General features: G+C 71.1%; 22 protein-coding genes. 6 read left to right on the forward strand and 16 right to left on the reverse strand.

Annotated features, from left to right (window positions below):
• Nucleotides 1-328: 328 nt before the first annotated feature.
• The gene (locus DK427_RS18530; protein ID WP_109952551.1) at nt 329-2,371 is read right to left on the reverse strand and encodes a protein meaA; all 2,043 of its coding nucleotides are present in this window, start codon (nt 2,369-2,371) and stop codon (nt 329-331) included.
• Between the two features lie 493 nt (nt 2,372-2,864).
• On the opposite strand from DK427_RS18530, the gene ccrA reads away from it, so the two are divergent.
• Nucleotides 2,865-4,148 (forward strand): crotonyl-CoA carboxylase/reductase, encoded by a 1,284-nt coding sequence (gene ccrA / locus DK427_RS18535; protein WP_109952552.1) that lies wholly within the window; start codon nt 2,865-2,867, stop codon nt 4,146-4,148.
• A 277-nt stretch (nt 4,149-4,425) separates the two neighbouring features.
• Complete coding sequence (locus tag DK427_RS18540; protein WP_109952553.1) at nt 4,426-4,725, forward strand: alkylphosphonate utilization protein; 300 nt, start codon at nt 4,426-4,428, stop codon at nt 4,723-4,725.
• A 24-nt stretch (nt 4,726-4,749) separates the two neighbouring features.
• Here DK427_RS18540 and DK427_RS18545 read toward each other — a convergent pair whose 3' ends face one another.
• The 6 genes from DK427_RS18545 to DK427_RS18565 form a co-directional block, all read right to left on the reverse strand.
• Nucleotides 4,750-6,657 (reverse strand): gamma-glutamyltransferase family protein, encoded by a 1,908-nt coding sequence (locus DK427_RS18545; protein ID WP_109952554.1) that lies wholly within the window; start codon nt 6,655-6,657, stop codon nt 4,750-4,752.
• A gap of 67 nt (nt 6,658-6,724) precedes the next feature.
• On the reverse strand, nt 6,725-6,901 hold the full coding sequence (locus DK427_RS26760; protein WP_204165189.1) for a hypothetical protein: 177 nt from the start codon (nt 6,899-6,901) through the stop codon (nt 6,725-6,727).
• A 63-nt stretch (nt 6,902-6,964) separates the two neighbouring features.
• A complete protein-coding gene (gene folK, locus DK427_RS18550; protein WP_109952555.1) occupies nt 6,965-7,447 on the reverse strand; it encodes a 2-amino-4-hydroxy-6-hydroxymethyldihydropteridine diphosphokinase in 483 nt (160 codons plus the stop codon).
• A complete protein-coding gene (gene folB / locus DK427_RS18555) occupies nt 7,444-7,818 on the reverse strand; it encodes a dihydroneopterin aldolase (protein ID WP_109952556.1) in 375 nt (124 codons plus the stop codon). Before folB ends, folK begins: the two co-directional genes overlap by 4 nt.
• Nucleotides 7,815-8,594 carry a dihydropteroate synthase gene (folP, locus tag DK427_RS18560; protein WP_109954259.1) on the reverse strand — a complete coding sequence of 260 codons (780 nt, stop codon included), beginning with the start codon at nt 8,592-8,594 and terminating at the stop codon, nt 7,815-7,817. The genes folB and folP overlap by 4 nt, the downstream gene beginning before the upstream one ends.
• A 163-nt stretch (nt 8,595-8,757) precedes the next feature.
• Nucleotides 8,758-8,973 carry a hypothetical protein gene (locus tag DK427_RS18565; protein WP_109952557.1) on the reverse strand — a complete coding sequence of 72 codons (216 nt, stop codon included), beginning with the start codon at nt 8,971-8,973 and terminating at the stop codon, nt 8,758-8,760.
• A 178-nt stretch (nt 8,974-9,151) separates the two neighbouring features.
• On the opposite strand from DK427_RS18565, the gene DK427_RS18570 reads away from it, so the two are divergent.
• A complete protein-coding gene (locus tag DK427_RS18570) occupies nt 9,152-9,742 on the forward strand; it encodes a GNAT family N-acetyltransferase (protein ID WP_109952558.1) in 591 nt (196 codons plus the stop codon).
• A 183-nt stretch (nt 9,743-9,925) separates the two neighbouring features.
• On the opposite strand, the gene DK427_RS18580 is transcribed toward DK427_RS18570, so the two are convergent.
• The 8 genes from DK427_RS18580 to DK427_RS18615 all read right to left on the reverse strand — a co-directional run bounded on the left by DK427_RS18580 (nt 9,926) and on the right by DK427_RS18615 (nt 17,118).
• Nucleotides 9,926-10,285 (reverse strand): hypothetical protein, encoded by a 360-nt coding sequence (locus tag DK427_RS18580; protein ID WP_109952559.1) that lies wholly within the window; start codon nt 10,283-10,285, stop codon nt 9,926-9,928.
• The gene (locus DK427_RS18585; RefSeq protein ID WP_109954260.1) at nt 10,266-10,976 is read right to left on the reverse strand and encodes a hypothetical protein; all 711 of its coding nucleotides are present in this window, start codon (nt 10,974-10,976) and stop codon (nt 10,266-10,268) included. The genes DK427_RS18580 and DK427_RS18585 overlap by 20 nt, the downstream gene beginning before the upstream one ends.
• A gap of 11 nt (nt 10,977-10,987) precedes the next feature.
• Nucleotides 10,988-12,133, reverse strand: coding sequence for a pyrroloquinoline quinone biosynthesis protein PqqE (gene pqqE, locus DK427_RS18590; RefSeq protein ID WP_109952560.1), 1,146 nt, complete (start codon nt 12,131-12,133; stop codon nt 10,988-10,990).
• Nucleotides 12,130-13,212 carry a pyrroloquinoline-quinone synthase PqqC gene (gene pqqC / locus DK427_RS18595; protein ID WP_109952561.1) on the reverse strand — a complete coding sequence of 361 codons (1,083 nt, stop codon included), beginning with the start codon at nt 13,210-13,212 and terminating at the stop codon, nt 12,130-12,132. Before pqqC ends, pqqE begins: the two co-directional genes overlap by 4 nt.
• Before the next feature lie 306 nt (nt 13,213-13,518).
• Nucleotides 13,519-14,418, reverse strand: coding sequence for a pyrroloquinoline quinone biosynthesis protein PqqB (gene pqqB, locus DK427_RS18600; RefSeq protein ID WP_109952562.1), 900 nt, complete (start codon nt 14,416-14,418; stop codon nt 13,519-13,521).
• Nucleotides 14,419-14,463: 45 nt separating this feature from the next.
• Nucleotides 14,464-14,553: a pyrroloquinoline quinone precursor peptide PqqA gene (pqqA, locus tag DK427_RS18605; RefSeq protein WP_007564431.1), complete on the reverse strand. Its 90-nt coding sequence runs from the start codon at nt 14,551-14,553 to the stop codon at nt 14,464-14,466.
• Between the two features lie 217 nt (nt 14,554-14,770).
• A complete protein-coding gene (locus tag DK427_RS18610; RefSeq protein ID WP_109952563.1) occupies nt 14,771-15,475 on the reverse strand; it encodes a response regulator transcription factor in 705 nt (234 codons plus the stop codon).
• Nucleotides 15,472-17,118 carry a sensor histidine kinase gene (locus DK427_RS18615; RefSeq protein ID WP_109952564.1) on the reverse strand — a complete coding sequence of 549 codons (1,647 nt, stop codon included), beginning with the start codon at nt 17,116-17,118 and terminating at the stop codon, nt 15,472-15,474. Before DK427_RS18615 ends, DK427_RS18610 begins: the two co-directional genes overlap by 4 nt.
• A 161-nt stretch (nt 17,119-17,279) precedes the next feature.
• Here DK427_RS18615 and DK427_RS18620 point away from each other — a divergent pair, with 161 nt between their 5' ends.
• The gene (locus tag DK427_RS18620; RefSeq protein WP_109952565.1) at nt 17,280-18,011 is read left to right on the forward strand and encodes a YoaK family protein; all 732 of its coding nucleotides are present in this window, start codon (nt 17,280-17,282) and stop codon (nt 18,009-18,011) included.
• Here DK427_RS18620 and DK427_RS18625 read toward each other — a convergent pair.
• Nucleotides 17,983-18,210 carry a hypothetical protein gene (locus DK427_RS18625; protein ID WP_109952566.1) on the reverse strand — a complete coding sequence of 76 codons (228 nt, stop codon included), beginning with the start codon at nt 18,208-18,210 and terminating at the stop codon, nt 17,983-17,985. The genes DK427_RS18620 and DK427_RS18625 overlap by 29 nt on opposite strands.
• A gap of 532 nt (nt 18,211-18,742) precedes the next feature.
• Here DK427_RS18625 and rpsO point away from each other — a divergent pair.
• Both rpsO and pnp read left to right on the forward strand, forming a co-directional pair.
• Nucleotides 18,743-19,012, forward strand: a complete 270-nt coding sequence (rpsO, locus tag DK427_RS18630; protein ID WP_066920265.1) for a 30S ribosomal protein S15 — start codon at nt 18,743-18,745, stop codon at nt 19,010-19,012.
• A gap of 301 nt (nt 19,013-19,313) precedes the next feature.
• Nucleotides 19,314-21,557: a polyribonucleotide nucleotidyltransferase gene (gene pnp, locus DK427_RS18635; protein WP_109952567.1), complete on the forward strand. Its 2,244-nt coding sequence runs from the start codon at nt 19,314-19,316 to the stop codon at nt 21,555-21,557.
• Nucleotides 21,558-21,618: the final 61 nt, after the last annotated feature.

The following is a 21,618-nucleotide window of genomic DNA, read 5'->3' on the forward strand; positions in this document are numbered from 1 at the left end:
AGAGTCTTCCTCGCTGGCGATTGTCGAACACGCGCAGGCATATCCTGCGCCACGAAGACTGTGTTCGGCCGGACTGCGCTCCCGGGAGCGCGCGCCGCCTCGGGTGTGCCCGAGCAGGAGGTGCGCGAGGGTCGAATTGGACGACCCGGGATCGCGCGGCGCAGCCTGGCGCCCGTATAGAACGTTTCGAATCTGGCCGCTACCGGGCGGGTGGTAACACTCCCGCGCGGCTGTGAAGGGCGGGGACGGGGTCGGGGCGCACGACGCCCGCCGCGCCGTCATGCGCGGCGGGCGGGCTCCCGGCGATCGGGCGTTTCGCGAGCGGCCCTCAGTAGACCGGCCCCGCCGCCTGCGCGCCCTCGCCCTTCGGGCGCCCGTCCAGCGACTTCTCCACCACCCGGGCCAGCCCGACCATGATCTGATCGATGGCGTAGTCCTTCGGGGTGTAGACGGCGCGCACGCCCATGTTCTTCAGGACCAGCTCGTCGTCCGGCGAGATGATGCCGCCCACGACGACCGGCACGTGGTCGAGGCCGGCCTCGCGCATCTTGGCCCGCACCTCGCGCACCAGCGGCACGTGGCTCCCCGAGAGGATCGACAGGCCGACGACGTGCGCCCCCGTCTCCTTCGCCTTGGCGACGATCTCGGAGGGCGTCTGGCGGATGCCGTCGTAGGTGACGTCGAAGCCCACGTCCCGGGCGCGCAGCGCGATCTGCTCGGCGCCGTTCGAGTGGCCGTCGAGGCCGGGCTTGCCGACGACGAGCCTGGGCGTCTCGCCCAGGCGCTCGCCGAGATCGGCGATCAGGAGCTTGGCCTCCTCGGCCGCGCCCGACGAGACGGTCTGGAGCGTCACGCCGGTGGGCGCGCGGTACTCGCCGAAGACCTCGCGGAGCCGGCTCCCCCACTCGCCCGTCGTCACGCCCGCCTTGGCGGCCTCAATCGAGGGCGGCATGATGTTGGCCCCCGAGCGCGCCGCCTGTTCCAGCGCCTCCAGCGCCCGGCCGACCGCCCGGTCGTCGCGCTCGGCCCGCCAGGCGCGCACGCGCGTCTCGGCCTCCATCTCGACGGTCTCGGAGACGGTGAAGATCGCCCCCTCGCCCGCCGTCAGCGGCGAGGGCTCGCCCTGCTGCCACTTGTTGACGCCGACCACGATCTGCTCGCCGCGCTCGATCGCCGCGATGCGCCGGGCGTTCGACTCGACCAGCGCCTGCTTGAGGAGCCCGGTCTCGACCGCCGCCACCGCGCCGCCGATGCCGCCGATCCGCTCCAGCTCGGCCCGGGTCTCGGCCTTCAGCGCCTCGACACGCGCCTCGATCACGTGGCTGCCGTCGAAGATGTCGTCGTATTCCAGCAGATCCGTCTCGAAGGCGAGGATCTGCTGCATCCGCATCGACCATTGCTGGTCCCAGGGCCGGGGGAGGCCCAGCGCCTCGTTCCAGGCCGGCAGCTGCACGGCCCGCGCCCGGGCGCGCTTGGAGAGCGTCACCGCCAGCATCTCGATGAGGATGCGGTGGACGTTGTTCTCGGGTTGCTGTTCCGTCAGTCCGAGGCTGTTGACCTGCACGCCGTAGCGGAAGATGCGCCGCTTCGGGTCGTCGATGCCGTAGCGCTCCTGGGCGATCTCGTCCCAGAGTTCCGAGAACGCCCGCATCTTGCAGATCTCGGTGACGAAGCGCAGGCCGGCGTTCACGAAGAACGAGATCCGGCCGAACACCTCCGGGAAGGTCTCGGGGTCGAAATCGGGATCGTCCCGCACCGTATCGAGCACCGCGATCGCGATGGCGAGGGCGTAGGAGAGTTCCTGGACCGGTGTCGCCCCCGCCTCCTGCAGGTGGTAGGAGCAGACGTTCATCGGGTTCCACTTCGGCACGTTCCTGGTCGTGAACAGGATCACGTCCTTGGTGAGCCGGAGGCTCGGTGCCGGCGGGAACACGTAGGTCCCCCGCGACAGGTACTCCTTGATGATGTCGTTCTGCGTCGTGCCCTGGAGGGCGGCGAGCGGCGCGCCCTGCTCCTCGGCCACCGCGAGATAGAGCGACAGCAGCCACGGCGCCGTGGCGTTGATCGTCATCGAGGTGTTCATCTGGGCGAGCGGGATCTGGTCGAACAGCGCCCGCATGTCGCCCAGATGCGCGATCGAGACGCCGACCTTGCCGACCTCGCCGCGGGAGAGCTCGTGGTCCGGGTCGTAGCCCGTCTGGGTCGGCAGGTCGAAGGCGACCGAGAGGCCGGTCTGGCCCTTGGCGAGGTTGCCCCGGTAGAGCTTGTTCGACTCCGCCGCCGTCGAGTGGCCCGCATAGGTGCGGATGATCCACGGCTTGTCGCGCTTGGTCTCCGGCTTGGTCTCGGCGACGGCTGCCTGCCCGCTCATTCTCGTCCGCTCCCGATCTTGGTCGCGCGGCCATCCCTCGCCTGCGGGCGAGGGGCCGACACGTCTTTGGGGCGCAGCCTAGAGCGGATTCAACCGGGACGGAATCGACTTTCCTTGCCCGGTCCCGCGCGTTTTCTTCAACATTGGTCCTACGCGGGCGCCCGGACGGTGTCCGGAGCCTCCTCCGGGCGTCCTCTCGGATGATCCGTCTCTGGTATAAGGTCTACCAAGATTTCGGGCCGACGCGGCAGGACCGGGCACGCATGGCGGACGCCGAATAGCGCCGATCGTCGGAATAATTCTTCCGCGCTCGGCAAATTCGATTTGATTCCCCTCCGCGCGCACAGCGGCCGCGGCCCGAAAACGTGATTTATCCTGCCCTCTTGGCCTTTAGGCCCACTTGGAGGCCTACCGCATCGCAGCTATAGCGCAGGGGAGCGAGAGCGCGGCCTTCTTCAAGAGGAACCGCGCCGGACCGACGAGGAGTACGACCATGGCAGCCAGCGCGGCGGTGCAGACGGGTACCGAGGTCAAGGACCTCTACGAGATGGGCGAGATCCCGCCGCTCGGGCACGTGCCGGCCAAGATGTACGCCTGGGCGATCCGGCGCGAGCGCCACGGGCCGCCGGAGCAGTCGCACCAGCTCGAGGTCCTGCCGGTCTGGGAGATCGGCGACGACGAGGTGCTGGTCTACGTCATGGCCGCGGGCATCAACTACAACGGCGTCTGGGCGGGGCTCGGCGAGCCGATCTCGCCCTTCGACGTGCACAAGGGCGAGTACCACATCGCGGGCTCGGACGCCTCCGGCATCGTCTGGAAGGTCGGCGCCAAGGTGAAGCGCTGGAAGGTCGGTGACGAGGTCATCATCCACTGCAACCAGGATGACGGCGACGACGAGGAGTGCAACGGCGGCGACCCGATGTTCTCGCCGACCCAGCGCATCTGGGGCTACGAGACCGGCGACGGCTCCTTCGCGCAGTTCTGCCGGGTGCAGTCGCGCCAGCTCATGGTGCGCCCGAAGCACCTCACCTGGGAGGAGGCGGCCTGCTACACGCTGACGCTCGCCACCGCCTACCGCATGCTGTTCGGCCACGCGCCCCACACGGTGCGCCCGGGCCAGAACGTGCTGATCTGGGGCGCGTCGGGCGGCCTCGGCGTGTTCGGCGTGCAGCTCTGCGCGGCCTCCGGCGCCAACGCGATCGCGGTGATCTCGGACGAGTCGAAGCGCGACTACGTGATGAGCCTGGGCGCCAAGGGCGTCATCAACCGCAAGGACTTCGATTGCTGGGGCCAGCTGCCGAAGGTCAACAGCCCCGAGCACCACGCCTGGACCAAGGAAGCCCGCAAGTTCGGCAAGGCGATCTGGGACATCACCGGCAAGCAGGACGTCGACATCGTCTTCGAGCACCCGGGCGAGGCGACCTTCCCGGTCTCGGCACTGGTGGTGAAGCGCGGCGGCATGGTGGTGTTCTGCGCCGGCACCACCGGCTTCAACATCACCTTCGACGCCCGCTACGTCTGGATGCGGCAGAAGCGCATCCAGGGCTCGCACTTCGCCCACCTGAAGCAGGCGTCGGCCGCCAACCAGTTCGTGCTCGACCAGCGCATCGACCCCTGCATGAGCGAGGTCTTTCCCTGGGACAAGATCCCTCATGCCCACACCAAGATGTGGAAGAACCAGCACCCGCCGGGCAACATGGCCTGCCTCGTCAACTCCCCACGCGCCGGGCTCCGCACGGTCGAGGACGTGATCGAGGCCGGGCCGCTCAAGCGCTGAGACCGGCGCGCCGGTTCTGACGACCAAGGGCCCCTGCTTCTCCCGAGGCGGGGGCCTTTCCGCGTCCGGGGCTGATCGAACTGGCTGCGAACAGCATCGGGGCCCCGGCGAGGGCGGCGCCAGCCGGTGCGGCAGGACCGACGTCGAGAACGAAGGTTGCGGGTCCGTGCGACAGGCGCGGTCTCAACCCCCACGCAGCCGTCATACCCGCCGGCCGCTTGCCGCCGCACCGCCCGGGTGCGACAAGGCGGCGCACCCTGCAGCGAGGATCCTGAGCTTGGCCGGCGACGACGACGCTTACGTGTACGATGAGGCGACCGGCGAGTGGCGCCCGCCCGGCGAGGTCGCCGCGTCCCCGCAGCGCCCGGAAGTCCGCGACGCCTCCGGCAACCTGCTGGCCGACGGCGACGCTGTCACGCTGATCAAGGACCTGAAGGTCAAGGGCGCCGGCCAGACCCTGAAGCAGGGCACGGTGATCCGCTCGATCCGCCTGACCGACGACCCAGAGGAGATCGACTGCCGGCACGAGACGATCAAGGGCCTCGTCCTGCGCACCGAGTTCGTGCGCAAGCGCTAGGCGCCGCCCAATACGCGCCCTGCCCTACCAGCCGACCGCGTATTGCTGCCGGCGCGGGTCCGCGCCGGCCATGATGCTCCCGGAGGCCGCGTTGAGCAGCGTGCCCTGGTTGCTGCCGATCGACCAGCTCGGCACCGCCTTCAGGCGGTAGCCCTTGCCGGCCAGCGCCTCGACAGTCGCGGCCGGCAGCCGGCCCTCGTACTGCAGCGTGATCTCCGAACCCGTCTTGTAGAAGTTCGGCTTCGCCGCGAGCGCGAAGCGGGGTGCCTCGACCGCGTCCTGGATCGGCATGCCGAAATCGAGCACGTTGACGAGGGCCTGGAACTGCGTCTGCCCGATCGTCTCGCCGCCCGGCGAGCCCATCGTCATGTAGTAGGCGCCGTTCTTCAGAACCAAGGTCGGGGCATTGTTCAGGAGGCCCGGTCGACCCGGCTTCACGTAGGCGCGATCCTCCCGGTACGGCGACGTGGAGCCGAGCCGGAGGCCGTTGTTGAGCAGCAGGCCGGTCCGGCCGATCACCACGCCCGTCCCGAAGCCGCCCCCGAGCGTCGGCGTCGCCACCAGCACGTTGCCGGCCCGGTCGATGACCGACAGGCTCGTGGTGTGGCCGTCCGGATCGACCGCCTCGCCGCCGGGCGCCGTGCGCGCCGCGCCCTCGCGCAGGGCCGCGACGTCCCCGAAGGCCGGCACGGTGGCGACGTCGCCGCTGGCGATCAGCGCGCGCCGCGCGGCGATGTAGCCGTCCGACAGGAGGGGCGTCGCGGTGTCGCCGAATTCCCGGGGGTCGCCGACGTAGTGGTAGATGTCGGATTTCGCGATCCGGATCGCCTGGGCCAGCGCGTGGATGGCCTCGGGGCTGTTGTGCCCGAGCTGCCCGATGGGCAGGCCCTCGATGAGCTTCAGCTGCATCAGGGTCTCGACGCCGCCCCGGGAGGACGGGGGCGAGGAGTAGATGTCGTAGCCGCGGTAGCTGACGTGCAGCGGCGCGTCCCAGCGGGGCCGGTAGGCGGCGAGATCCTCCAGGCCGAGATAGCCGCCGTGGGCGGCGTGGAAGTCGGCGATCTCCCGGGCGATCGCGCCCCGGTAGAACAGGTCGTCGGCCGCCTGCAGCGCCTCCTCCCGGCTCCGGCCCGCGGCGAGCGCCGCCTGCTCGGCATCGACCAGGCGCTGGTAGGTCTCCGCCAGCGGGAGGTCGCGGAAGATGTCCCCGCCGGCCGGTGCCTTGCCGCCCGGCCGGAAGATCTCCGCGGAGGTCGGATGCTCCTCGACGGCCTTGTAGCGCGCGATGGTCCGGGCGATTCCCGCATCGAGCGGGTGCCCGTTCCGGGCGTAGTCGATGGCGGGCGCCAGCACCTCGCGCAGGCTGAGCGTGCCGGAGCGCTTCAGAGCCGCGATCCAGCCGCCGAACGCGCCGGGCACGACCGAGGCCTTGATGCCAGTGTCGAGGTCCCGGGGCGTCATCGCCTCCGGCCGCAGGGACAGGGGCGCCGCGCCGGTGAAGGAGAGGTTCTCGACCTTGCCCGTCGCCTTGTCGAAATAGGTGAGGAAGCCGTTGCCGCCCGGGCCCGAGGCCCAGGGCTCGACCACGGCGAGCGTCGCCATGGTGGCGACCGCCGCGTCCGCGGCGAGCCCCCCCTGCATCAGCATCCGCAGGCCGGCCATCGAGGCGAGCGGGTGGCCCGCCACGACCAGCCCGTGGACGTAGGGGACCTCCGGCCGGTGCGCCGTCAGCTCCCGGCCCTGCTGGGGCGCGTCCGGTGCCTGGGCACCGCTCTGGGCGGCCGCGCCCGTGCTGAGGCCGAGGGCGAGAAGAAGCGCGGCGGCCGAGATCCGGAACGGCCGGCCCGGCACGCTCTCGCGCCGCGCGCCGGATTCCGGCGAGACCGAACCGCGTCGGCCAGTGGCCCGCTCCGTCATGCCGCCGCCCGTCATGCGCTGTCTCCCGCCGCTCTCGCGCGTCGGTTGTAACGCCGGGCCGGCAGCCGGCAAGGCGCGGGACTCAGCGCCGCCGCGGCTCCTCCTGCGGCAGGTGGCGGCCGTAGGTCTCCTGCTTGGTCTCGTGCTGCTTGATCAGGTCGGCGTAGGCCTGCCGCATCTCCGGCGACACCGCCACCGACTTGCCCTTCAGCGGCTTGCGCTTGGGCGCGCGCTTGAAGGTGTTGTCGCTCTCGCTCATGCCTGCCCCCTCTGCTCGAAGGCGGCAGGATAGACCCATCCCGCGACGCGGGCGAGACGGTCCTCAGCCGCGCGGCACCGGCTCGATGCCGCTGCGGTCGAGCTTGGCCAGGGCCGCCGTCACGCTCTCGCCGCCGATGACGAGGTCGGGGGCGATCTCGGCGAGCGGCACCAGCACGAAGGCGCGCTCCCGGACGAAGCGGTGCGGCAGGATCAGGCGCTCGTCGGCGACCGTCGCGCCCGCGTAGGAGAGCACGTCGATGTCGATCACCCGCGGGCCCCAGCGGCGCTCGCGCACCCGGCCGAGCGCGCGCTCGACATCGAGACAGGCGTCGAGGAGCGCGTGCGGGTCGAGATCGGTCTCGACCCCGAGCGCCCCGTTGAGGAACCAGTCCTGGTCGGTGTCGCCCCAGGGGGGCGTGCGGTAATCGGCCGAGCGCGCGGTGACGCGGATGCCGGGGCGCGCTTCGAGGCCCGCCACAGCGGCGTCGAGCATCGCGGCCTTGTCGCCGATATTGCTGCCGATCCCCAGATAGGCCTGCGTCACGGGCGCGCCTCCCGCTGGCGGGTGATGCTGACGCCGACGCTGTCGAGGATCGCCGGCACCGGCGCGCTCGGCTTGTCGACCGCCACCGTGACCGCCCGGATCCGCGGGAACCCCGCCAGGATCTCGGCGGCGACCGTCTCGGCGAGCGCCTCGATCAGAGCGAAGCGCCGCTCGGTCGCGACCGCGACGACGATCGCCGCGAGGTCGGCGTAGCTGACCGTCTCGGCGACGTCGTCGCTCCGGCCCGCCGCGACGAGGTCGAGTTCAACGTCCAGCGAGATGTAGAAGCGCTGGCCGAGCCGCGCCTCCTCGGGCAGCACCCCGTGGCGGCCGTAGACGGCGATCCGGCTCACCCGGATATGATCGCTCACGCGCGCGTCTCCGGCCGCATCACCGCGTCGACCACGCGCATCGCGTCGACGTGGGCGGCGACGTCGTGGACCCGCACGATGTCGGCCCCGAGGGTCGCTGCCAGCGCGTGGGCCGCGAGCGAGCCGTGCATCCGGTCGGCGGGCCGGGTCTCGCGGTCGTGCAGGCGCCCGAGGAGCGACTTGCGCGAGACGCCGACCAGCAGCGGGAAGCCCAGGGCGCGGATCTCGGGCAGCCGGCGCAGGGATTCGAGGTGCTGCTCCCAGCTCTTGCCGAAGCCGATGCCGGGATCGAGCACGATGTCGGCGTCCGGGATGCCGGCGGCCCGCGCGATGCCGAGCGAGCGTTCGAAGAAGCGCAGCATGTCGGCGACGATGTCGATCTCCGGATCGATCGTCTCGCGGTTGTGCATCACGATCACGGGCGCGCCGTGATCGGCCGCGACCCGGGCGATGTCGGGCTCGCGCTGCAGGCCCCAGACGTCGTTGACGATGGCCGCGCCCGCCTCCAGCGCCACTCGGGCGGTCGAGGCCTTGTAGGTGTCGATCGAGATCGGCACGGCGAGCGTCGGGGCGAGCGCCCGGATCACCGGCAGGACGCGGGCCTGCTCCTCCGCGGCCGGGACCGGCGTGTGGCCGGGCCGGGTCGACTCGCCGCCGATGTCGAGGATCGCGGCGCCCTCCCCCGCGAGCCGCTCGGCCTGGCCGCGGGCCGCCGCCTCCCCCGCGAACAGGCCGCCGTCCGAGAAGGAATCCGGGGTGACGTTGAGGATGCCCATCACCAGCGTGCGCCGCCCGATTCCGGGCAGCAGGCGGGCGAGGGCGGAGGGCGTCTGGCTCACGCGCGGCAGTCCTGAATCGCGTCCTGGCTAACGAGAGCCCGGGTTTGTCAGAGGCCCGAGGCGCGCGCAACAGGATCGGTTCAGCGGTTCTCAGCGGTTCTCAGCGGTTCATGGTGCGGAAGCGGCAGACCCGGCCGGTATCAGCAAAGCCCGCCGGGCAGCGGGCGACGCAGGCGCCGGCCGCGTATTTCAGCGGCGGCCGGCAATAGGTTGTCTTGAAGCGGGTGTCGCCCCGGTCGCGCGGCGCGGCCTCGGCCGTCGTGAGAGGCAGGGCGGTCAGCGCGAGGGCGAGCAGGAGGCGGCGGGGCGCGGGCATCGGGGGCTCCGGACAGGATCGTCCGTCAACGCCTGGGCCCGGATTTCGCTGCGGGATCGGCCGGGGATCCGGTTGGGCACCGGGCCGGCCTGTGCCATGTGTCCGGCCATGTGTCCGGCCATGTGTCCGGCGATGCGTCCGGCGGATGCCGATGCTGGAAACGTGTGAGGTTGCAGCGATGACATTCGATCCCGTCACCCTGTCCGGGCGGCAAGTCGAACTGGTCCCGCTGTCGCACGCGCATGCCGACGCCCTCGCCGAGGCGGTGCGGGACGGGGCGCTCTGGCAGCTCTGGTACACCATCGTCCCCGCGCCGGAGCGGATGGCGGCCGAGATCGACCGCCGTCTCGGCCTCCAGGCGGCGGGCTCCATGCTGCCCTTCACGGTGCTGGACGGTCCCGGCGGCAGGCCGGTCGGCATGACCACCTACATGAACATCGAGCCCGCGGGGCCGCGCCTGGAGATCGGCTCGACCTGGTACGCCGCCAGCGTCCAGCGCACGCCGCTCAACACCGAGGCCAAGCGCCTGTTGCTGGCGCACGCCTTCGACGACCTCGGCTGCCTCGCGGTCGAGTTCCGCACGCATTACATGAACCACGCCAGCCGGCGGGCCATCGAGCGCCTGGGCGCCAAGCTCGACGGTGTGCTGCGCCACCACCAGCGCATGGCCGACGGCACCTTGCGCGACACCTGCGTCTACAGCGTCACGGCACCCGAATGGCCCACGGTGCGCGCCCACCTGACCTGGCAGCTCGACAAGCCGCGCTGAGCGGAAGCGAAGGCCATCGTGGCCTCCCGCAGCGCGCGTCTGGCCACGCGCAACGTCCGGGATTTCGCCGATCGCGGGATCGTCGTCGTCGATCCCTGGGCAGGGCCGGCGCGCTGATCGGATACGCGATCCCGGGACGGCGGCCGTGAGGTCCGGACCGAGCCGTTCGGCCGGACAACGGGCTCAGCCCCGGTAGCAGCGGATCTCCGCCTCGGCCTGGGCACGGCGCAGGTCCGCGACCCGGTCGTCGAAGACCTTGGTGGAGCGGAACTCGTTCGAGCGCTGGCCGATGCCCTGGCGCATCGACAGGATCGTGCTCGCCTGCACGTACTTGTCGTAGGGCAGGATGGCGGCGAGTTGGTCGAGCGAGCACGAGCATTTCTGCAGGTTCTCGCGGGTCTGGCCGTTGGCCGCCATGCAGGCGAAGACGTAGTCGACGCGCGCGTCGGTCGGATAATCGTTCTCCTCGGCGCGCGCCGCGAGGGTCAGCCCCGCCAGCGCCAGAACCGCGAGGGCCGCGCCCTCAACCTGCCTTCTGATCATAGCTCAGCTTCTCTTCCAGCAGCTCGCCGCCCTCGGCGTTCTTGGACTGCGCCTCGATCGAGACGATCTCGCCGGGCACATTGGGTGCCGTGACGAAGGTGTAGGTCATGTCGGCCATGCCGCGCATGCGCTCGGTCATCGCATCGCCCTCGAAGGGCTTGGTCACGACCCGCCAGCCATCGACCTCGCGGCCCCCGACGGTGACCTTGGTCGCCGTCACCGTGGCCTTGTCGCGCAGGCCCTTGCGGATGGCGTTCTTCAGGTAGCGCGGGTTGGCCTCGAGCACGCGGGCGAGGCCGCGCAGGTGGTTCTCGAGGAACAGCGAGATCACGGGGTTGCCCGGCATGTCCTCGAAGGGGCCGGCGGGCACCCGGTTCAGGCCGGAGAACATCTCGACGCGGATATTGCGGGCCGCCGCGTCCTTCGGGTCGTTGGCCGCCTCGATCCGGAAGGTGATGGTGTCGTTGAGCGGAGGCCCGAACGGCCCCTTGGAGATCCCTGAGCGGCGCAGGTAGTCGTAGGTGATAGTCGAGCCCGGGGCCGCGTTCTTCATCTGCGGCTGCTCGAACAGCAGGTCGGCGGCACTCGGCGGCGCGGCGGCGTTCGCTCGCGTGGGCGCCGGGGTGCCCTCGGCAAAGGCCGGCGCGGACAGGGACGGTGCCGCGACGAGCGCGAGAGCCAGGGCGGACATCGCGAAACGCTTCACAGCGAGGCTTCCTCCTTGAGCGGCGATCGGACGTTGCTGCCGATCGTCCGGTAGACGTAGTCGGGCGGGTTCTCCGCCGCTTCCTCGACCGCCAGCGCACGCACCTTGGCGTGGAGCGGCGAGAGCGAGCAGGCCGGGTCGGTGGCCGCCGCGTCGCCCGCGAGCGCGAGCGCCTGGCAGCGGCAGCCACCCCAATCTTTCTCGCGCCTGTCGCAGGAGCGGCAGGGCTCCTGCATCCAGTCGGTGCCGCGATAGGCCGTGAAGGCCGGCGAGTCGGTCCAGATCTCGGCCAGCGAATGGTCGGTGACGTACCAGAACTCAAGGTTCGGAATCGTCTCGGCGGCGTGGCAGGGCAGCACCTTGCCCTGGGGCGTCACGTTCATCAGCTTGCGGCCCCAGCCGCCCGCGCAGGCCTTCGGGTACTTGGCGTAGTAGTCCGGCACCACGAGGTCGATGACGAGCCGGCCCTTCAGCCGCTCGCGCGCCGCCTCGACGATGCGGATCGACTGGTCCACCTGGGCCTTGTTCGGCATCAGCGCGGCACGGTTGACGTAGGCCCAGCCGTAATACTGGGTGTGGGCCACCTCCAGGCGCTTGGCACCCATCTTCACCGCGAGGTCGATGAAGCCCTCGACCTCGTGGATGTTGCCGCGGTGGATCACTGAATTCAGCGTCAGCGGCAGGCCGAGTTCGACCACCTTCTCGGCGAAGGCCATCTTCTGCGGCTGGGCGTTCTTCAGGCCGCCGATCTTCTCGGCATTGGCCGCGTCGACGCCCTGCACCGAGAGCTGCACGTGGTCGAGGCCGACGTCGTAGAGCGCCTGGAGCTTGTCGAGCGCGCCGCCGACGCCCGAGGTGATCAGGTTCGAGTAGAGACCGAGCTTGGCGCAGGTCTGGGTGATCTCGACGATGTCCTGGCGCGCGGTCGGCTCCCCGCCCGAGAGGTGGACGTGGAGCACGCCGAGTTCCGAAGCCTCGGTCAGCACGCGCTGCCAGGTCGCGGTGTCGAGCTCGCGCGAGCGCCGGTCGAGTTCCAGCGGGTTTGAGCAGTAGGGGCAGCGCAGGGGGCAGCGGTGCGTCAGTTCCGCCAGCAGCCCGACGGGGGCCGGGGCGGCCGCCCGCTGCGGCGTGACGACGTTCATCGCTCCAGAACCCTCTTCTCGGCCAGGTCGTTCAGCATGACGAGGATGTCGGCCTCGATGACCCGCGCGTCGGCCGCGTAGGTCTGGGCCAGCTGCTCGGCGATCTGCGTGACGCTGCGCTGGCCGTCGACCAGCTGGAGCACCGCCACCGCGTTGTCGTCGAGGTCGAAGGTGCGCTCGGGGGCGAGCAGCACGTGCTTGTCGCGGGCCTGGTCGAAGCGCATCCGCACGCCGCGGGGCAGGCGCGGAACGTCCGCCGCGACGAGCTTGACGCCACCGGGCGCGCTCGCGGGCGCCGCGTCCTGCACCAGTCCCTCGCCCGGCTGCCACGCGTCCGGCGGGATCATGCCGGGAGCGACGTAGGCGAAGTACAGGGCATCGAGCTGGGTCCAGAGCACGTTGCACTTGAAGGTCAGCGCGCCCATCGCGGCCCGCTGCAGCTCCGGGGTGGTGGCGTGGCGCTTGACGTAGTCGAGGGCGAAGTCGGCGTCGCGCGGGGCCTGGGTCAGGCGCTTGTCGAAATAGGCCAGCGTCTCCTTCGTGATGAAGTCGTAGTTCTTCAGCATCCCGGCGACGCGCTCCGAGATGATGGTCGGCGAGAACATCTCGGTGAGCGAAGAGGCGATGGCCTCCAAGAGGCTCCGCTCCGAGACGAAGTGCACGTAGGCATCGACCGAGAAGCGGGTTGCCGAGAGGATGCCCTTCGTGGAGAGCACGTAGTCCCGCGCGAATCCCACCCCTTCCGCGAGCTTCAGCCAGCGCTCGATGCCGCCGTCGCCCTCGTGGTCGCCGTCGTGGTCGACGATGCGCTGGCGCCAGACCCGGCGGAGCGCGGCGTCCGGCAGGCGGGCCAGCAGCGCGGCGTCCTTCACCGGGATCATCGCCTGGTAGTAGTAGCGGTTCAGCGCCCAGGCCCGAACTTGGTCCTTGCTCAGCTTGCCGTCGTGCAGCAGCCGGTGGAACGGGTGCAGGTTGTGGTAGCGCCGCGCGCCGATGTCGCGGAGCGCCGCCTCCAGCTCCTCGGGGCTGAGGAGCCGCTGGGTCTCGTCGGCTCCGGGGGTGGGGAAGGCAGCGTTCATGGCGTTTCCGGACGTCCGTTTGCGCGTTGCATTATTGTTCTATCGCCGGTGCCCGAACACGGCCGGCGTGTGGGATGAGAGATAGGACCGACCCCGTCCGAATACCACCCGGTCACGGGGATCCCGAAGGGGCGAGCCCCTTTCGGCGCCTAAGGGCTCTGCAGGCGGGGTTCGGGACGCGCAGTCCCGAGATTCGGCTTCCTCGCCCTGGCTTTGCCAGGGCGAGGAAGCCGACAGCAGAGCTCTGCCCTGCACCCGCGAAAGGCCCGAGGCCTTTCGAAACCCTGACCGTTTGGGCCGCATGCCTCAGAGGCTGAGTTCCAGCCCGTCATGCGCGACGGTCCAGCCCGCCGCCTCGACCTCGGCCCGCTCGGGCGAATCCTCGACCAGCACCGGGTTGGTGTTGTTGATGTGCACGAAGATGCGGCGGCCGAGCGCCGCGTCGGCGAGCGCCGCGATCGAGCCGCCCTCGCCCCGCATCGGTACATGGCCCATGCGCCAGCCGGTCTTGGTGCCCACGCCCGCGCGGATCATGTCGTCGTCGTAGTAGACGGTGCCGTCGAACAGTAGTGCGTCGGCGCCCGCGACCCGCCCCTTCAGCCTGTCTGTCACCCGGGCGCAGCCCGGGATGTAGGCGAGCCTGCGGCCGTTCGCCTCGATCATCGCGCCGACCGTGGTCTCGGTCTCGGCGCCGATCTCCATCGTCTCGTCCTCCAGCCAGAGCGGCACCTTGCCGGGGACCGGGAACAGGGTGACGGAGAGGCCCGGCAACGGCGCGAACGTCCGCTCCATCGCGATCGGCTCGCGCGCGACCACGCCCGCCGCCATCACGTCGAAGACGCGGTTGGCGTTGACCGAATCGAGGATGCCGGCGGTGCCGTAGAGGGTGAAGGGCTGGCCCTCGCGGAGCGTCAGCAGGCCGGCCACGTGATCGACGTCGCCGTTGGTGAGGAGCACGGCCTTGATCGGTGCGTGGCGCAGGCCTTCCTGCGGATGCATCGCCGGATTGTCGAAGAGTTGCTGCCGGATGTCCGGCGAGGCGTTCACCAGGAGCCAGTCCGTCCCGTTCGCGGAGACGGCGATGCTCGACTGGGTGCGCGGGCGGACGCGGTTCGGCTCGGTCCGCGCAAGGGTGCAGTTGGGGCAGCGGCAGTTCCACTGCGGAAGGCCGCCGCCGGCGGCCGAACCGAGGATCACGACGCGCATGGGCTCACCCTCGCAGCCTGCAATCCCCGGCCCGGCACGCGCACCTTAGTTGAAGGTGTCGATCTCGGCGGACTCGTACGAGGTGACTTCCATGCCGACGCAGATCTCGGAAACGACGGGAGCAGCCCACTTCATGGTGTTTCTCCTGAGACTTCGCTTCACCAGGCCAGGGCAACCTTAAGGGAACCCTAAGACGTTGATGGCGCACCTGTTTTCGGGCGCCGGGCAGGTATCGGCCAATCCGGCCTCCGCTTCAAGCACTAAATTGCCGGATCGTCCCAAATTTTTCGTGATTGCGTCGCGCGCAATATAAAAGCGCGCTTGATATTCAGATGGCCTGTCCGGCGAGCCCTCAGTGCCGGAATTCCTGCCCCTTCAGCTCCAGCATGAAGCCGCGTCCGCGCACCGTGGTGAGCACCGGGCCGCCGTAGCGGACGAAGTCGGCCATCTTCGAGCGCAGGTAGCCGATATAGACGTCCACCACGTTGAGCGAGAGGCCGCCCTGGCTCGCCCAGAGCTTCTCGAAGATGTCGGCGCGCGACACGGGCCGGTTGGCGCCCTCCATCAGCATGGCGAGCAGCTCCGCCTCGCGCGGGGTCAGACGGACCGCGGCCTCGCCGCAGGAGGCCTGCCGAGTCTCCAGGTCCAGCACCAGCTTGCCGGCGCTCACGGTCCGGCGCGGCGCTTCTGCGTTCTGGCGGCGCATCAGGTGGGTGCGCAGGCGCGCCACCAGCTCGTCGAACACGAAGGGCTTCACGATGTAGTCGTCGGCGCCGAGCGCCAGCCCCTCGACCCGGTCGCGCACCTCGTCGCGGGCGGAGAGGAACAGGATCGGGCCGGGATAGCCCCCCGCCCGCAGCGAGCGGCAGACGTCGTGGCCCGAGCCGTCCGGCAGGGTGATGTCGAGCACGACCGCGCCGGGCGTCTCGGCCCGGGCGGCGGTGAGCGCGTCGTCCACGCAGGCGGCGGTGCCGACCTCGAATCCCTCCGCCTCCAGCCCGCGGGCGAGCATGCCCCGGATATCGACGTCGTCCTCGACGATCAGGACCCGGGTCATGCGGCGTCATCCTTCTGTGCGTGAGATTCGGGGTGAGCCCGCGCGGCGTCGAGGGCCGGCAGTTCGAGCCGCACCCGGGCGCCGCGCCCGTCCGGGCCGGTGCCGAGGCGGATCGTGCCGTCGTGCTGCTCCACCACCCAGCGGGCGAGCGCCAGCCCGATGCCGAAGCCGCCCTCCCCCGGCCGCGCGCCGCGGCGGAAGCGCTCGAAGAGCGCCTCCTGCGCCGTGCCGAAGCCCGGCCCGTCATCCGTGACGGTGACGATGGCGGCGGGCGCCTCCTCGGTCCCGCCCGCCTCCAGCGCGACGGTGACGCGGCCGAGCCCCGTCCCGTGCCGGAGGGCGTTGTCGATCAGGCTCTCCACCACCTGCCGCAGCCACTCCCGGTCGGCGGAGATCTCGACGTCCTCGCGGCCCGGCTCGAACACGAGGGCGACGCGGCGGCGCGCGGCCTCGGAGGCGGCGTTGTCGACGGCCTCGGCGAGCACGGAAGCCGCTCCCAGCGGCCGCCGGTCGAGCTCGATCTCGCCCGATTCCGAGCGGGCGACGCGCAGGAGGTCCTCTACTCGCAGCTTCAGGCGCTGCGCCCGCTTGCGGATGGTGGCGAAGGCCGGGCCATGATCGACGGCGCGGTCCCCGGGCTGGTCGGCGGCCTTGGCCGCGGCGCGGGCCGCGAGGTCGCACTCGCCGAGGATCACCGTGAGCGGCGTCCGCAGCTCGTGGCTGACATCGGCGAAGAAGCGGCGGCGCGAGCGGTCGACCGCCTCGAGCCGGGCGTTGGCCGCCCGCAGGTCGGCGGTGCGGGCCTGGATCGTCTCCTCCAGCGCCGCCCGGTCCGCCGCCACCCGATCCTCGCGGCGGCGGAGCCGCGCGGCCATCCGGTTGAAGCTCGCCACCAGCAGGCCGAGCTCGTCCCGGACCGCGACCGAGAGCCGGATGTCGAGCTCGCCCCGTCCGACGGCGATCGCGGCGCGGCGCACCGCCTCGATCCGGGCGAGCGTCGGCCGGATCAGGCTGCGGTAGAGCACCAGCAGGATCGCGAGCGCCGCCCCCACCGCGAGGGCGGCGGCCAGCCGCAGCCGGTCGGCGAGCGCGCGGGCCTCCTCGGAGCCCAGCACCATGCTGCGTCGCTCCGCCTCGATCAGGAAGGAGAGCGGCTGGCCGGTCATCGCCCCGAAGCCGTTGAGCGCGCCCTTGATGGCGTTCTGCCGCTGCTCCGGCTCGGCGGCGTGGCGGGTGATCTGCTGGACCTGCCGGTCGAGGATCGAGCGCGCGGCGCGCAACTGCGCCATCGGCCGGGTGCGGGCGGCGTAGGCCATCCGGTCCTGGGGATCGTCGCTGACCTGGATGCTCCGCGCCAGCGCCTCGTCGACCGCGGCGAGCGCCTTGTCGGCGTTGGTGCGGGCGATCGCCATGGATTCCGGCTGCGTGTCGGGGCTCCCCACCGTCTCGATCGCCGCGAGGCCGAACTGGGTCAGCCGGCCGGAGAGTTCGGCCAGAAGCTCTAGGCGCGCCTGCGCCGCGAGCGTGCGCTCGATCGTGCGCTCGGCGGCCGCGATCGAGGCGAGCACGCCGAGCGCCGCCAGCACGACCAGCAGGGCTGTCGCGCCGAGCAGCAGCGCGAAACGGACCTTGAGCGAGCGCATCGTCCCCTTCCGGGCCGCCTCGGGGGCGGCCTCCGCGGAAGCATGGCATCCGAGACGGCGCCGGCCAAGGGGCGAGCGGGCGGGCCGAGGAGCGCCTTGACGGCCGCGACCCGCCGGGCAATCGCGGCGGACAGGGGGGTAGGAACGGGGACGGGCGCAGGATGAACGGGACACGCGGGCGGGAGACGGCGCCGGCCGGAACCGCGGGATTGCAGGGCTACGCCGTCGTGCTCGGCTTCGTGGCGGGCTTCGTGGACGCGGCCGGCTTCGTGGCGCTCGCCGGGCTGTTCGCGGCCCACGTCACCGGCAACTTCGTGCTGATCGGCGCGGCGCTCGTCGGGGATGCGGTGGGGCTCGTGGCCAAGCTCCTGGCGCTGCCCGTCTTCGTGCTCGCGGTCGCGGGCGCGCGCCTCCTCGCCCTCGGGCTGGAGAGGGCCGGGCGGCGGCCCCTGCCCTGGCTGCTCGCCGCGGAGGCGCTGCTGCTCGCGGGGTTCGGCGGCACCGGGGCGGCGCTCGCCCCCTTTGCCGGCGCGGACAGCTTAGGTGCCCTCCTCGTCGGCATGCAGGCGGTCGCCGCGATGGGGGTGCAGAACGCCCTCGGGCGGCTCTGCCTGCCGAACCTCGCCGCCACCACGGTGATGACCGTGAACGTCACCCAGGCGGTGATCGACGCGGTCGACCTCGCCCTCGGGCGCGCGGCCGATGCGGGGGCCCGGGCCCGGCTGCGGCGGATCGCGCCGGCCGTGCTCGCCTTCGCCTGCGGCGCGCTCGCGGGCGCCTTTGGGGTCGCCTACGGGGCCTTCTGGTGCGCGCTCCTGCCGGTGCTGCTGCTCGCCGGCCTCGCGGCCGCGGCGGCGCGGGACCTCACACGAGCCGCAGCTCCCCCGGCTTGAGCTTGAGCCGGCGCACCATGTCCCGCGACAGGCTGCCCACCACCTGGAGCCGGACGTTCTCCGCCGCGTGGTCGCCCAGCGCGGCGAGCGCCTCGACCTCGGTGGCGGCCAGAACGGCGTAGATCCGGGCCGTCTCGCGCCGCTGCGCCACCGCGACGAGGTAGGCGTGGCGCTTGCCCTTCTTACCCTTGGCCGACACGAGGCATCCTCGATCCGAGATGGGGGCCGCTGGGATGTGGCCGGCCGCAGCGTGGCCCATCGGGCCGCGGGCCGGAAGCCCATCGGGCCCGGTGCGGTCGCGCCCCGGCCCGCGCGCGGCACGGGTGAGCGCGCAGGCCGCGCACCCCCGAAGAGGCGTTCCGTGTCATCGATCGCCCCCCGCCGCACGGGGCCAACCGGGGCCCACCTGCGCGGTTCCGGCTATGGTTAGCCGGCAGAATAAAGGCAAGGCGATATTTTGCCCCCTCGCCCGCCCGGGATCGCCCTGGGATCGCGAGGCCGTGCGCTGCGGTCGGGCGCCGCCGGTCCGGCTGCGCGCGTCCGGGGACTGGCGCTGGAGGCGCTTTCGTGTATGGTGCGCGCGGCCTTAAGCCCGGCGACGGGCGGGGCCTGAAGCCGCTTGGGCTCGACGACCGTGCTGGACGACATCCCGGCACCGGCCTTGCCCCAGGCTCACGAAGGCGCGCTGCGTGAGGCAGCCGCCTCCCGCACATCCCAGAAAGGCAGATGCGATGTCGATCACGGCAGAGCGCAAGACCGCGCTCATCAAGGAATACCGCGTCGATCCCAAGGACACCGGCTCGCCGGAGGTCCAGGTGGCGATCCTCACCGAGCGGATCTCGAACCTGACCCAGCACTTCAAGACCCACGGCAAGGACAACCATTCCCGCCGCGGCCTCCTGAAGCTGGTCTCCTCGCGCCGCTCGCTGCTCGACTACGTCAAGCGCAAGGACGAGGCCCGCTACCGCTCGCTGATCGAGCGCCTCGGCATCCGCCGCTAACGACCGGATCGGGGCGCACCTGCTCGCTGGCAGCCTGCGCCCCGGCCTTGACGGCCCTGAGGCCGTCGCAAGCGCGACCGCGCGCCGCCGCCGATGCGGTGGATGCCCGCGATGCCGCAGGCCTCGCGGGCAACAGAAGAGACACCACCCGGGGCGACTTCGAGGCGCCATGTGCCGGGGACAGGATCGCAGGCCTCTTCGATGGAGGGACCTGCCGTCTTGCCCCTGGCGGCGCCGGGTTCGCCCACCCGCGGCCGGGAAGGCCCGTCCGCGGGATATGCCAAGGATGAGAGAGACACGCATGTTCGACGTTCAACGCGAAGAGCTGATCTGGGGCGACCGCAAGCTCGTCCTCGAGACCGGCAAGGTCGCCCGCCAGGCGGACGGCGCCGTGATCGCCACCTACGGCGAGACCTCGGTGCTCGCCACCGTCGTCTCGGCCAAGGAGCCGAAGGCCGGCATCGACTTCCTGCCGCTCACCGTGAACTACCAGGAGCGCGCCTACGCCGCCGGCCGCATCCCGGGCGGCTACTTCAAGCGCGAGGGCCGTCCTAGCGAGAAGGAGACGCTGGTCTCCCGTCTGATCGACCGGCCGATCCGCCCCCTCTTCGTCGAGGGCTGGCGCAACGACACCCAGGTCGTCGTCACCGTGCTGACCCACGACCTCGAGAACGATCCCGACATCGTCTCGATGGTGGCGGCCTCCGCGGCGCTGACGCTGTCGGGTGTGCCCTTCATGGGCCCGATCGGAGCGGCCCGCGTCGGCTACGTCAACGGCGGCTACAAGCTGAACCCGCTGGTCACCGAGACCAAGGACGACTCGACCCTCGACCTCGTCGTGGCCGGCACCCAGGACGCCGTCCTGATGGTCGAGTCCGAGGCGAAGGAGCTCTCCGAGGACGTGATGCTCGGGGCCGTGATGTTCGGCCACAAGCACTTCCAGCCGGTCATCGAGGCGATCATCCGGCTGGCCGAGAAGGCCGCCAAGGAGCCGCGCAACTTCTCGCCCCCGGAGAACGCCGACGTCGAGACGGCGGTGCTGGAGATCTGCGAGTCGGAGCTGCGCGACGCCTACAAGATCACCGTCAAGCAGGACCGCTACGCGGCCGTCGACGCCGTGAAGGCGAAGGTGGTCGCCGCCCTCTGCCCGGCGGACGGCGAGCAGAAGTTCTCGCCTGAGAAGGTCAAGGCTGCCTTCAAGGAGGCCCAGTCGAAGGTGGTCCGCTGGAACATCCTCGACACCGGCTCGCGCATCGACGGCCGCGACGTGAAGACGGTCCGCTCGATCCTCTCCGAGGTCGGCGTGCTGCCCCGCGCCCACGGCTCGGCCCTGTTCACCCGCGGCGAGACGCAGGCCCTCGTGGTCGCCACCCTCGGCACCGGCGAGGACGAGCAGTTCATCGACGCGCTGGAAGGTACCTACAAGGAGACCTTCCTGCTGCACTACAACTTCCCGCCCTATTCGGTCGGCGAGACCGGCCGCATGGGCTCGCCCGGCCGCCGCGAGATCGGCCACGGCAAGCTCGCCTGGCGGGCGATCCACCCGGTCCTGCCCCCGGCCCACGAGTTCCCGTACACGATCCGCGTCGTGTCCGAGATCACCGAGTCGAACGGCTCGTCCTCGATGGCCTCGGTCTGCGGCGGCTCGCTGTCGCTGATGGATGCGGGCGTGCCGCTGCGCCGTCCCGTCGCCGGCATCGCCATGGGCCTCATCCTCGAGGGCGAGCGCTTCGCGGTGCTCTCCGACATCCTCGGCGACGAGGATCACCTCGGCGACATGGACTTCAAGGTGGCCGGCACGGACGAGGGCATCACCTCGCTCCAGATGGACATCAAGATCGCCGGCATCACCGAGGAGATCATGAAGATCGCCCTCGCCCAGGCGAAGGACGGCCGCGCCCACATCCTGGCCGAGATGGCCAAGGCGCTGACCGCGGCCCGCCCCGAACTCGGCGAGTACGCGCCGCGCATCGAGACGATGCAGATCCCGACCGACAAGATCCGCGAGGTCATCGGCACGGGCGGCAAGGTGATCCGCGAGATCGTCGAGAAGACCGGCGCCAAGATCAACATCGAGGACACCGGCATCGTGAAGATCGCCTCCGCCGACGGCAAGGCGATCAAGGCGGCCTACAACTGGATCCGCTCGATCGTGGCCGAGGCCGAGGTCGGCGTGATCTACGACGGCACCGTGGTGAAGACGATGGAGTTCGGCGCCTTCGTGAACTTCTTCGGCGCCAAGGACGGTCTCGTCCACATCTCGGAACTCGCCGCCCAGCGGGTCGCCAAGGTGACGGACGTCGTCAAGGAAGGCGACAAGGTGAAGGTGAAGTTCCTCGGTCAGGACGACCGCGGCAAGATCCGCCTCTCCATGAAGGTCGTCGACCAGCAGACCGGCGAGGACATCACCGAGAAGCTGAAGGCCCAGCGCGATGCCGAGCGGGCCGAGCGCGGCGACGAGCCGCGCGAGGGTCGTGAGCCCCGCGAGGGCCGCGAGGGCGGCCGCTCCCACCGCGGCGAGCGCCGCCGCGACGCGGGCGAGTAAGCCACTCCCACGTCCGACCGATCACGAAGCGCGGCCCCTCGGGGCCGCGCTTTTCGTTTGG

The organism is Methylobacterium radiodurans (assembly GCF_003173735.1).
Classification (GTDB): Bacteria; Pseudomonadota; Alphaproteobacteria; order Rhizobiales; family Beijerinckiaceae; genus Methylobacterium; species Methylobacterium radiodurans.

Excerpts from the sequence above, each read along its gene's own strand:
- DK427_RS18530 (WP_109952551.1), bottom strand. The coding sequence starts at position 2,371 with ATGAGCGGGCAGGCAGCCGTCGCCGAGACCAAGCCGGAGACCAAGCGC.
- ccrA (WP_109952552.1), top strand. The coding sequence starts at position 2,865 with ATGGCAGCCAGCGCGGCGGTGCAGACGGGTACCGAGGTCAAGGACCTC.
- DK427_RS18545 (WP_109952554.1), bottom strand. The coding sequence starts at position 6,657 with ATGACGGGCGGCGGCATGACGGAGCGGGCCACTGGCCGACGCGGTTCG.
- DK427_RS26760 (WP_204165189.1), bottom strand. The coding sequence starts at position 6,901 with ATGAGCGAGAGCGACAACACCTTCAAGCGCGCGCCCAAGCGCAAGCCG.
- folP (WP_109954259.1), bottom strand. The coding sequence starts at position 8,594 with ATGGGCATCCTCAACGTCACCCCGGATTCCTTCTCGGACGGCGGCCTG.
- DK427_RS18565 (WP_109952557.1), bottom strand. The coding sequence starts at position 8,973 with ATGCCCGCGCCCCGCCGCCTCCTGCTCGCCCTCGCGCTGACCGCCCTG.
- DK427_RS18570 (WP_109952558.1), top strand. The coding sequence starts at position 9,152 with ATGACATTCGATCCCGTCACCCTGTCCGGGCGGCAAGTCGAACTGGTC.
- DK427_RS18580 (WP_109952559.1), bottom strand. The coding sequence starts at position 10,285 with ATGATCAGAAGGCAGGTTGAGGGCGCGGCCCTCGCGGTTCTGGCGCTG.
- DK427_RS18585 (WP_109954260.1), bottom strand. The coding sequence starts at position 10,976 with ATGTCCGCCCTGGCTCTCGCGCTCGTCGCGGCACCGTCCCTGTCCGCG.
- pqqE (WP_109952560.1), bottom strand. The coding sequence starts at position 12,133 with ATGAACGTCGTCACGCCGCAGCGGGCGGCCGCCCCGGCCCCCGTCGGG.
- pqqC (WP_109952561.1), bottom strand. The coding sequence starts at position 13,212 with ATGAACGCTGCCTTCCCCACCCCCGGAGCCGACGAGACCCAGCGGCTC.
- pqqB (WP_109952562.1), bottom strand. The coding sequence starts at position 14,418 with ATGCGCGTCGTGATCCTCGGTTCGGCCGCCGGCGGCGGCCTTCCGCAG.
- pqqA (WP_007564431.1), bottom strand. The coding sequence starts at position 14,553 with ATGAAGTGGGCTGCTCCCGTCGTTTCCGAGATCTGCGTCGGCATGGAA.
- DK427_RS18610 (WP_109952563.1), bottom strand. The coding sequence starts at position 15,475 with ATGACCCGGGTCCTGATCGTCGAGGACGACGTCGATATCCGGGGCATG.
- DK427_RS18615 (WP_109952564.1), bottom strand. The coding sequence starts at position 17,118 with ATGCGCTCGCTCAAGGTCCGTTTCGCGCTGCTGCTCGGCGCGACAGCC.
- DK427_RS18620 (WP_109952565.1), top strand. The coding sequence starts at position 17,280 with ATGAACGGGACACGCGGGCGGGAGACGGCGCCGGCCGGAACCGCGGGA.
- rpsO (WP_066920265.1), top strand. The coding sequence starts at position 18,743 with ATGTCGATCACGGCAGAGCGCAAGACCGCGCTCATCAAGGAATACCGC.
- pnp (WP_109952567.1), top strand. The coding sequence starts at position 19,314 with ATGTTCGACGTTCAACGCGAAGAGCTGATCTGGGGCGACCGCAAGCTC.